The organism is Streptomyces sp. NPDC004667, from assembly GCF_040609475.1.
In the GTDB taxonomy this organism is placed as follows: domain Bacteria; phylum Actinomycetota; class Actinomycetes; order Streptomycetales; family Streptomycetaceae; genus Streptomyces.
This window is the reverse complement of the sequence record NZ_JBEXKC010000085.1, coordinates 18,917-28,943: the sequence shown is the minus strand read 5'-3', so window position 1 is coordinate 28,943 and position 10,027 is coordinate 18,917. Positions and strand designations below refer to the sequence as shown.

8 protein-coding genes are annotated in these 10,027 nt (G+C 71.5%); 3 read left to right on the top strand and 5 right to left on the bottom strand.

Annotated features, from left to right (window positions below):
• Positions 1 to 153: 153 nt before the first annotated feature.
• The 5 genes from ABZW32_RS32540 to ABZW32_RS32520 all read right to left on the bottom strand — a co-directional run bounded on the left by ABZW32_RS32540 (position 154) and on the right by ABZW32_RS32520 (position 6,083).
• Complete coding sequence (locus ABZW32_RS32540) at positions 154 to 1,173, bottom strand: LacI family DNA-binding transcriptional regulator (protein WP_356222982.1); 1,020 nt, start codon at positions 1,171 to 1,173, stop codon at positions 154 to 156.
• On the bottom strand, positions 1,161 to 2,765 hold the full coding sequence (locus ABZW32_RS32535; RefSeq protein ID WP_356222979.1) for a glycoside hydrolase family 13 protein: 1,605 nt from the start codon (positions 2,763 to 2,765) through the stop codon (positions 1,161 to 1,163). Before ABZW32_RS32535 ends, ABZW32_RS32540 begins: the two co-directional genes overlap by 13 nt.
• 77 nt (positions 2,766 to 2,842) lie before the next feature.
• Complete coding sequence (locus ABZW32_RS32530) at positions 2,843 to 3,634, bottom strand: carbohydrate ABC transporter permease (RefSeq protein WP_356222985.1); 792 nt, start codon at positions 3,632 to 3,634, stop codon at positions 2,843 to 2,845.
• Between the two features lie 125 nt (positions 3,635 to 3,759).
• Complete coding sequence (locus ABZW32_RS32525; RefSeq protein WP_356222977.1) at positions 3,760 to 4,800, bottom strand: sugar ABC transporter permease; 1,041 nt, start codon at positions 4,798 to 4,800, stop codon at positions 3,760 to 3,762.
• Positions 4,801 to 4,808: 8 nt separating this feature from the next.
• Entirely contained in the window at positions 4,809 to 6,083 is a 1,275-nt protein-coding gene (locus ABZW32_RS32520) for an extracellular solute-binding protein (RefSeq protein WP_356222974.1), read from the bottom strand.
• Between the two features lie 222 nt (positions 6,084 to 6,305).
• Between ABZW32_RS32520 and ABZW32_RS32515 the strand changes: the two genes are divergently transcribed.
• The 3 genes from ABZW32_RS32515 to ABZW32_RS32505 all read left to right on the top strand — a co-directional run bounded on the left by ABZW32_RS32515 (position 6,306) and on the right by ABZW32_RS32505 (position 10,015).
• Complete coding sequence (locus tag ABZW32_RS32515; protein ID WP_356222972.1) at positions 6,306 to 7,928, top strand: glycoside hydrolase family 13 protein; 1,623 nt, start codon at positions 6,306 to 6,308, stop codon at positions 7,926 to 7,928.
• 26 nt (positions 7,929 to 7,954) lie between these two features.
• Positions 7,955 to 8,986: a LacI family DNA-binding transcriptional regulator gene (locus ABZW32_RS32510; protein WP_356222969.1), complete on the top strand. Its 1,032-nt coding sequence runs from the start codon at positions 7,955 to 7,957 to the stop codon at positions 8,984 to 8,986.
• Positions 8,987 to 9,127: 141 nt separating this feature from the next.
• Entirely contained in the window at positions 9,128 to 10,015 is an 888-nt protein-coding gene (locus tag ABZW32_RS32505) for a phosphatase PAP2 family protein (RefSeq protein ID WP_356222966.1), read from the top strand.
• Positions 10,016 to 10,027: the final 12 nt, after the last annotated feature.

Sequence of the window (10,027 nt, the reverse complement as noted above, 5' to 3'; positions counted from 1 at the left end):
GGCCATCGCGAAGCGACGCGACCGAAGGGAGCGCCCTTGACAGCCCGGCCCGACACGGAAGGACAGTGAGACTGACGGGAAACCCCCAGCCCTTCTCTGATCCGGGCCAGGTCGAGTCCCGCCACCCCCGACCCCGACCAGCCCCCCGCCCCCTCAACCCCCCTCAGGCCCCGGCCCCGTGGACCCCCTGACCACCAGTTCCGGCTGGAAGACGTACTCCGTGCGCTGGACCGGGGTGCCGGCCACCGCTTCGAGGAGGGCGCCGACCGCCGCCGTGGCCATCGCGCGGACCGGCTGGCGGACCGTGGTCAGGGGTGGGTCCGTGAAGGCGATGAGCGGGGAGTCGTCGAAGCCGACCACCGAGACGTCCTGCGGTACCCGCAGCCCCCGCTCTCGGGCCGCGCGGATGACGCCGAGGGCCATCATGTCGCTCGCGCAGACGACCCCCGTACAGCCCCGGTCCAGCAGGGCGCCGCCCGCCGCGTGGCCGCCCTCGACCGTGAACAGGGTGCGCTGGACCAGCCCCTCGGCCGCCGCGTCGGGCAGGGCCGCGAGGAAGCCCTGCTCCTTGCGCGCCGAGGGGACGTAGCGGGTCGGCCCGATCGCGAGGCCGATGCGGCGGTGGCCCAGCTCCTCCAGGTGCCGTACGGCCATGTCGGCGGCCGCCCGGTCGTCCGGGGAGACGAAGGGCGCGCTGATGGCCTCGTTGAAGCCGTTGATCAGGACGAACGGGACCCCGCGCGCCGCCAGCCGCCGGTAGCGCGCCGGGTCGGCCGACGCGTCCGCGTGCAGGCCGGAAAGGAACACGATGCCGGTGACCCCGCGTTCCTCCAGCTGCTCCACCAGCTCGTCCTCGGTGGCCCCGCCCGGGGTCTGCGTGCAGAGCACCGGCGTGTAGCCGTGCCCGGCCAGCGCCTGCTCTATGACCTGGGCGAACGCCGGGAAGATCGGGTTGGTCAGCTCGGGGATGAGCAGGCCCACCAGCCCGTTGCTGCGCCGTTTCAGCCGTACGGGCCGCTCGTAGCCGAGCAGGTCGAGCGCGGCCAGCACCCGGTGCCGGGTGCCGGCCGCCACGCCCGCCTTGCCGTTGAGCACGCGGCTGACCGTCGCCTCGCTGACCTGGGCCTGCGCGGCGATGTCCGTCAGCCGGAGCGGGGAGGTCACCCCAGCCACCACACCGCGCTGTCGGCCGGGAGCAGGTCCGCGTCCCCGGCCGGGGCCGTGCTGGCGAGCAGCACCGTCCCGGGCGCGGGCATCCGTACGGGCTCGCCCGTGGTGTTGACGGTGCAGACGAACCCGCCGCGCCGGAAGGCCAGCACCCCGGCGGGGGCGGCCAGCCACTCCACGGCGTCGCCCGCGCCCAGTTCCGGACGCTCGCGGCGGATGCGCAGCGCCGTCCGGTAGAGCTCCAGCGTCGACGCCGGGTCGCCGGTCTGCGCCTCGACGCTCAGCCCCGCCCACGCGGCGGGCTGGGGCAGCCAGCTGCCGCCCTCGCCGAAGCCGTACGGGGCCTCGGTCCCCGACCACGGGATCGGGACGCGGCAGCCGTCGCGCAGGCCTTCCTGGCCGTTCTCCTTGAAGAAGGACGGGTCCTGGCGGACCTCGTCGGGCAGGTCGGTGACCTCGGGCAGGCCGAGCTCCTCGCCCTGGTAGACGTACGCCGATCCGGGCAGGGCCAGCATCAGCAGCGCCGCCGCCCGCGCGCGGGCGAGGCCCTGCTCCCCGCCGCCGTAGCGGGTCACGTGGCGCACCACGTCGTGGTTGGACAGCACCCACGTCGTGGGGGCGCCGACGGGGCGCATCGCGTCGAGGGATTCGTCGATGGCGGCGCGCAGCGCGTCCGCGTCCCAGCCGGTGTTCAGGTAGTGGAAGTTGAAGGCCTGGTGGAGCTCGTCGGGCCGCAGGTAGAGCGCGGTGCGCTCGGCGCTGGGGGTCCAGGCCTCGGCGACGCCGATGCGGTCCCCGGCGTACTCGTCGAGGACGGTCCGCCAGGAGCGGTAGATCTCGTGGACGCCGTCCTGGTCGAAGAAGGGCAGGACCTGGTTGCCGAGGAGCTTGAGCTGTTCGCTGCGGCCGAGGTCGGGCAGGCCGGGGGCCTTGACGAGGCCGTGGGCGACGTCGATGCGGAAGCCGTCGGTGCCGAGGTCGAGCCAGAAGCGCAGGATGGAGCGGAACTCGTCCTGGACGGCGGGGTGTTCCCAGTTGAAGTCGGGCTGTTCGGAGGCGAAGAGGTGCAGGTACCACTCGCCGTCGGCGACGCGGGTCCAGGAGGGTCCGCCGAAGAGGGACTCCCAGTCGTTGGGCGGCAGTTCGCCGTTCTCGCCCTGTCCGGGGCGGAAGTGGAAGCGTTCGCGCAGGGGGCTGCCGGGGCCTTCGCGGAGTGCCTGCTTGAACCATTCGTGCTGGTCGGAGCAGTGGTTGGGGACGAGGTCGACGATGATGCGCAGCCCGAGCGCGTGGGCCTCGCGGATCACGGCGTCGGCGTCGTGCAGGCTGCCGAACATGGGGTCGATGGCCCGGTAGTCGGCGACGTCGTAGCCGGCGTCGGCCTGCGGGGAGGCGTAGAAGGGGCTCAGCCAGACGGCGTCGACGCCGAGCTCCTTGAGGTAGGGCAGGCGGCTGCGGATGCCTTCGAGGTCCCCCATGCCGTCCCCGTTGGAGTCGGCGAAGCTGCGCGGATAGACCTGGTAGATCACCGCTTCTCTCCACCAGCCGGGCAGGGTGCCGCTGGAGGTGGAGAGCGTTTCGGCGAGGTGCTGGGTCATGTCGTCCTTGAAGAGATCGGGCCGGTGATGAGATCGGGCCGGTGATGCGGGGGCGGGCGCGGGTGGTCAGCCCTTGGTCAGCCCTTGGTCGCGCCCGCGGTCATCCCGGCGACGAGGTGGCGCTGGGCGAAGAGGAAGAAGATCGCCGCCGGGATGGCGATGAGCACGGAGGCCGCGCTCATGGCACCCCAGTTGGAGGTGTACTGGGTGACGAAGGTCTGCAGTCCGCCGGCGAGGGTGAGGTTCTCCTCGCCGACCATGAAGGCGGAGGCGTAGGCGACCTCGCCCCAGGCGGTGATGAAGGCGTAGAAGCCGGTGACGGCGAGGCCGGGCTTGGCGAGCGGCAGGATCAGGCGCCAGAAGGTGCCGAAGGGGTTGAGTCCGTCGACGCGGCCGGATTCGTCGATCTCGACCGGGATGGTGTCGAAGAAGCCCTTCATCATCCACGCGCAGAACGGCACGGCGATGGTGAGGTAGGTGATGATCAGGCCGAGGGGCTGGTTGAGCAGCCCGAGGTCGCCCATGAGGTTGTAGAGCGGGACGATGAGGATGGCCATCGGGAACATCTGCGTGATGAGCAGGGTCCACATCAGGGGCTTCATGCCGGGGAACCTGAAGCGGCTGACGGCGTATCCGGTGGTGGCGGCAATGAACACGCCGAGGACGGTGGTGACGCCGGCGACCAGGACGGAGTTGCCGAACCAGGCCAGGAAGTGGCTGTCCTCCAGCAGGTAGCGGTAGTTGCCGAGGTTGGGTTCCTTCACGAAGTCCGTGGTGATCGCGTACTTCGCGGGCTTGAGCGAGGTCAGCAGGATCCACAGCACCGGGAACACGGCGACGACGGACGCGACGAGGAGGGTGGCGTGCAGGGCGACGGAGGCGAGCGGGGAGCGGCTGCCGCGGGCGCGGGCGGTCTTCTCGCGGGCGCCCGCGTCGCGGCCGGTCTTCTCGCGGGCGCCCGCGTCGCGGCCGGTCTTGTCGGCGGTGGTCACGGTCACCACACCTCTCCCTGCTTGCGCAGCGAGCGCCGGTAGACCAGCGCGAAGATCATGAGCAGGGCGAGGATGAGGACGCCCCAGGTCGCGGAGCCGGCGAAGTCGCGGGGGCTGGAGATGAAGGCCTCGCGGAAGGCCTGGGTCACCAGGATCTCGGTGGAGTCGCCGGGGCCGCCCCGCGTCAGCAGGAAGATCACCGGGAACATGTTGAAGGTCCAGATGGTGGAGAGCAGGATCACGGTCATGCTGACGGCGCGCAGTCCGGGCAGCGTGATGTGCCGGAACCGCTGCCACGGCCGCGCCCCGTCCATCTCCGCGGCTTCGTAGAGCTCGCCGGGGATCGACTGCAGGCCGCCGAGCAGGGCGACCATCATGAAGGGGACGCCGAGCCAGACGTTGACGGCGATGACGGAGAACTTGGCCCAGGTCGGGTCGTCGAGCCACGGCACGGCGGAGATGCCGCCGCCGTCGAGGACCTTGTTGAGGATGCCGTTGTCGCGGTTGAAGAGGAACCGCCAGGCGAAGACGGAGACGAAGCCGGGGACGGCCCAGGGCAGGATGAGGGCCATCCGGTAGGCGGCACGGCCCCGGAACTGCCGGTTGAGCATGGTGGCCAGGGCGAGGCCCAGGACGAAGGTGATGGAGACGCAGGCGACGGTCCACAGCACCGTCCACACCAGCCGCTGCCAGAAGACCGGGTCGCCGAGCACGGCCGTGTAGTTGTCGAGCCCGACGAACTCGTACGTCGCCTCGATGTGGCGGACGCCGATGGTGCGGGAGACGTTGCGCTCGTTGGCGTCGGTGAGCGACAGGTAGACGCCCCGGACGAGCGGCCACCCGATGATCACGCCGAGGACGAGCACCACCGGGGCGACCATGGCCCAGGCGTACCAGTGCGTGGCGAGGGCGCGGCCGAGGCCGCGGCCGGGCCGGGGATTTCCGTGGGCAGTCGCGCGGCTGGGGCCGCGGGCGGCGCCGGAGTTCTCCCCGGCGTCCGCGCCCGCGGCCTTCGCCACCGACTGGCTGGTGTCGGCAGCCATCGTCCTCGCTACTTCCAGCCCTTGAGGATCTTGCGGAACTCGACGCCGGCCGCCTTGGCCGCGTCCTCGGGGCTGGAGGCCCCGGTGACCGCCTTGGTGTACTCGACCTTCAGCGGCTCGAAGAGGGAGCCGTTCTCCGGGATCCAGGCGCGCTCGACGGCCTTGTCCACGGCGGGCTTGAAGAACTGGACCATCTCGCTGGCCTTGACGTCGGGCTGCTCGTAGGCGGCGGTGCGCGTCGGGAGCAGGCTGAGCTCCTTGGCGGACTGCACCTGGACCTCCTGCGAGGTCATGTACTCGACGAAGGCGTGCGCGGCGGCGGTGTTCTTCGACCCGGCGTAGACGGCGAGGTCGTGGCCGCCCTGCGGGGCGCCGGCCTTGGCGGAGCCCGCGGGGACGGGGGCGACGCCGAGGTTGGCCTTGTCCTTGAACTGGTCGCCGGCGTAGCTGTCCGCGACGGCCCAGGGGCCGTTGATCATCATGGCGACCTCCCCGGACTTGAAGGCGGTCTGCATGTTGGTCCAGCCGTCGGTGGCGTTGGTGACCGCCGCGCCCGAGGTGACCAGGTCGCGGGCGGCCTTGAAGGCCTTGACGCCCGCGGCGTTGTCGACGGTGACCGTCTTGGACTTGGCGTCGACCAGGTCGCCGCCCTCGCCGTAGATGAAGGGCAGGAACCAGTAGGAGTCGTCGCCGCGCAGGTAGAGGCCGGTCTTGCCGGTCTTGGCCTTGATCGCGGCGGCGGCGGTCTTCAGCTCCTCCAGGGTCTTGGGGGGCTGGACGCCGGCGTCGGCGAGCATCTTCTTGTTGTAGAAGAGGCCGAGGGTGTCGATGACCTGCGGGACGGCGTAGGTCTTGCCCTCGAACTTGCCGCTGGCGGCGGCCTGCGACAGGAACTCGGCGTCGACCTTCTTCGCGGTGTCGGCCGGGACCTCGTCGAGGTAGCCGAGCGAGGCGAAGTCGGCGACCCAGCCGACATCGGCGCGGATCACGTCAGGGGCCTGGGAGCCGCTGCTGAAGGCGTTCTTGACCTTGTTCTGGGCGTCGCCGTAGGGCACGTTGACGTACTTGACGGTCACCTTGGGGTGCTTCGCCGTGAAGGCTTCGGCGATCTTCTGGAAGCTCGCCTTCTCGGCGTCGTTCGAGGTGTCCCACCAGGTGACGGTGCCGGAGAGCTCGCCGCCGGCCTTCGTGTCGCCACCGTCGCCCTTGGTGTCACCGCCGCAAGCCGTCGCCGCGAGCGCCAGGGTCGCGACCAGCGCGGTGGCCGCTATGCCACGCCGCATATGAACTCCTTCGATGATCCCGGCCGCGCCCTCGCGGTCCCGAGTTGCCGAGAACGTAACAAGCCTGAAAGCCGACCGAAAGACCTTGCGGCAAATTTCTGCAAGACGAGCTGATCGTTACATCCATGTGTCCCTACGGTTGCCGCAGCTTGCTTTCAGTTCGAACCCGCTTCGATTCCACGGGCCCGCAACCAGGGGGCGCGTACCCGCGTTGACCCCGATATGACCCATGAGTTGACGGCCATCCCGCTTGCAAGCGCTTCCAGCAACCCGACCGAGAGCCGCGGCTGGTGGCGCGATGCCGTCATCTACCAGGTGTACGTACGCTCCTTCGCCGACAGCGACGGCGACGGCGTCGGCGACCTGCGCGGGGTGCGCGAGCGGCTCCCCCACCTGGCCCGGCTCGGCGTCGACGCCCTGTGGCTGACCCCCTTCTACGTCTCCCCGCAGGCGGACGGCGGCTACGACGTCGCCGACTACCGGACCGTCGACCCCCTCTTCGGGGACCTCGCCGACGCCGACGACCTCGTACGGGCGGCGCACGAGCTGGGCCTGCGGGTGATCGTCGACGTGGTCCCGAACCACACCTCCGAGCGCCACCCCTGGTTCCTGGACGCCCTCGCCGACGGGCCGGGCGCCCGCGCCCGCTACCTCTTCCGCCCCGGCCGCGGCGAGGGCGGCGCGCTGCCGCCCAACGACTGGGAGTCCGTCTTCGGGGGCCCCGCCTGGACCCGCGTCCCGGACGGCTCCTGGTACCTGCACCTGTTCGCCCCCGAGCAGCCCGACCTCGACTGGGACCATCCCGAGGTGGCGGCGGAGTTCGCCTCCGTCCTGCGGTTCTGGCTGGACCTGGGGGTGGACGGCTTCCGCGTCGACGTCGCCCACGGCATGGTCAAGGCCCCGGGCCTGCCCGACATCGGCCGCGGCGCGCAGGCGACCCTGATCGGCACCGAGCCCCTCCCCTTCTTCGACCAGGACGGCGTCCACGCCATCCACCGCTCCTGGCGGCGCCTGCTCGACTCCTACGGGGGCGAGCGGATCGGCGTCGCCGAGGCCTGGGCGCCCACCTCGGAGCGGCTCGCCCTCTACGTCCGCCCCGACGAGCTGCACCAGGCCTTCAACTTCCGGTTCCTCAACTGCCCCTGGGACCCGGAGCGGATGCGCGTCGTCATCGACGAGTCCCTCGCCGCCACCGCCTCGGTCGGGGCGCCGACGACGTGGGTGCTGTCCAACCACGACGTGGTGCGGCACGTGACCCGCTACGGCGGCGGCGCCCGGGGCCTGGCGCGGGCGCGGGCGGCGGCGCTGCTGATGCTGGCCCTGCCCGGGTCGGCGTACGTCTACCAGGGCGAGGAGCTGGGCCTGCCCGAGGTCACCGACCTGCCCGACGAGGTCCGCCGGGACCCGGCCTTCCACCGCTCCGCCGGGCAGGACGGCCTGCGCGACGGCTGCCGGATCCCGCTGCCCTGGTCCGGGCCGTGTCCGCCGTACGACTTCGGGCCGGGCGGCAGCTGGCTCCCGCAGCCGGCCGACTGGGCGGGGCTGAGCGTGGCCGCGCAGACCGGCGACCCGCACTCCACGCTGGAGCTGTACCGGGCCGCGCTGGAGCTGCGCCGCGCCCTGCCCGGCCTCGGCTCCCCGGACGCGGGCCCCCTGACCTGGCTCCCTTCCCCCGCGGGCGTCCTCCTCTTCACCCGCCCCGGCTTCGCCTGCACCCTCAATACCCGCCCGGCAGCGCTGGAGATCCCCTCCCCCGGCCGGCCCGTCCTCTCCAGCTCACCGGTGGAGACGGACGGCCGCACGGTTGTGCTCCCGACGGATTCCTGCACGTGGTGGGCGTTGTGAGCCCGGGACCGGTACAGTCCAATCCCGTGACCGCACGGCTAGCCGACATCGCAGCCCAGGCGGGGGTCAGCGAAGCCACAGTCAGCCGCGTGCTCAACGGCAAGCCCGGTGTGGCCGCAGGCACCCGCGAGTCCGTGCTGGCCGCGCTCGACGTGCTCGGATACGAGCGGCCCGTCCGGCTGCGCCAGCGCAGCGCGGGTCTGGTCGGGCTGATAACCCCCGAGCTGGACAACCCCATCTTCCCGGCGCTCGCGCAGGTCATCGGGCAGGCGCTGACCCGGCAGGGGTACACGCCGGTGCTGGCCACGCAGACGCCCGGCGGGTCCACCGAGGACGAGCTGACCGAGATGCTGGTGGACCGCGGGGTCTCCGGCATCATCTTCGTCTCCGGGCTGCACGCCGACACCACCGCCGACATGGGCCGCTACGACCAACTCCGCGGCCAGGGCGTCCCGTACGTCCTCATCAACGGCTTCTCCGACAAGGTGCGGGCGCCGTTCGTCTCCCCCGACGACCGGGCGGCGATGCAGCTCGCCGTGACCCACCTGACCGCGCTCGGGCACACCCGGATCGGCCTGGCCGTCGGGCCCAAGCGGTTCGTGCCGGTGCTGCGCAAGATCGAGGGCTTCCGGCTCGGCATGCGGGAGCGGCTCGGGCTCGACGAGTCCGAGGTCGAGGAGCTGATCCAGCACTCCCTGTACACGCTGGAGGGCGGGCAGGCCGCCGCGTCGGCGCTCATCGCGCGGGGCTGCACGGCCGTCGTCTGCGCGAGCGACATGATGGCGCTCGGGGCGATCCGGGCCGCCCGGCAGCAGGGCCTCGACGTCCCGCGGGACGTGTCGGTGGTCGGCTTCGACGACTCCCCCCTCATAGCGTTCACGGATCCGCCGCTGACCACGATCCGCCAGCCCGTGCTGGCCATGGGGCAGGCCGCCGTGCGCACGCTGCTGGAGGAGATCGGCGGTACGCCGGCCCCGCACAGCGAGTTCGTCTTCCTCCCGGAACTGGTGGTCCGCGGTTCCACTGCCTCCGGGCCGGGGCAGCGGCGCAGGCCCTAGGGAGCCTCGGGGTCCGCGGGTACGCCGCAGGCCCTAGGGGGCCCCGGGGTCCGCGGGTACGCCGCAGGGCTGATCACGGGCGCCGAAGACCGTCCGGAGGGATGATCGGAGGCGAGAACGCATCTGGCAGACTCTCTCCCCATGGGTGAAGCGAGCGTGAAGACACTGGAAACCCGGACGGACGTCTCGTCGCCCATCGTGGGCGAGAGCGAGGTCCGCCGGGAGTCCGAGCGCACCCTCCTCGCACGGCTGCGCCTGCCGCGACGGCCGCGCATCTGGTTCGAGGTCCTGCTGATCGCGGTCAGCTACTGGACGTACTCGCTGATCCGCAACGCCGTACCGGAGCAGAAGGCCGCCGCCCTCGCGAACGCCGACTGGATCTGGAGCGTCGAGCGCGGTCTGGGGATCGCCGTCGAGCATTCGATCAACCACGCGGTGAACTCCGTGACGTGGCTGATCGTGGGGATGAACTACTACTACGCCACGCTCCACTTCGTCGTGACCATCGGCGTGCTGGTGTGGATCTACCGCTTCCATCCCGGGCGTTACGCGGCCACCCGGCTCGTGCTGTTCGCCACCACGGGCGTCGCCCTGGTCGGCTACTACTTCTACCCGCTCGCGCCGCCCCGGCTGATGAACGGGCAGCGGTTCGTGGACACCGTGCTGGTCCACCACACCTGGGGTTCGATGGCCTCGGGGAACCTCAAGCACATGTCGAACCAGTACGCCGCGATGCCGTCCATGCACATAGGGTGGTCGCTCTGGTGCGGACTGACGATCTTCGCGGTCGCGACCGCGCCGTGGGCCCGGATCCTGGGCCTGCTGTACCCGGCCGCGACCCTCGTCGTCATCGTGGCCACCGCCAACCACTTCTGGCTCGACGCCGTCGGCGGGATGATGTGCCTGGCCTTCGGGTTCGCCGTCACGCGGATCTGGTACGGCTCGCTGCCGCACCGGCTGCCGCGCCAGCCGGTGCACACCGGCCCGCACCCGGCGTCGGCGGCACTGCTGAACCGCTTCCGCCGCTAGGTACGGTCACGG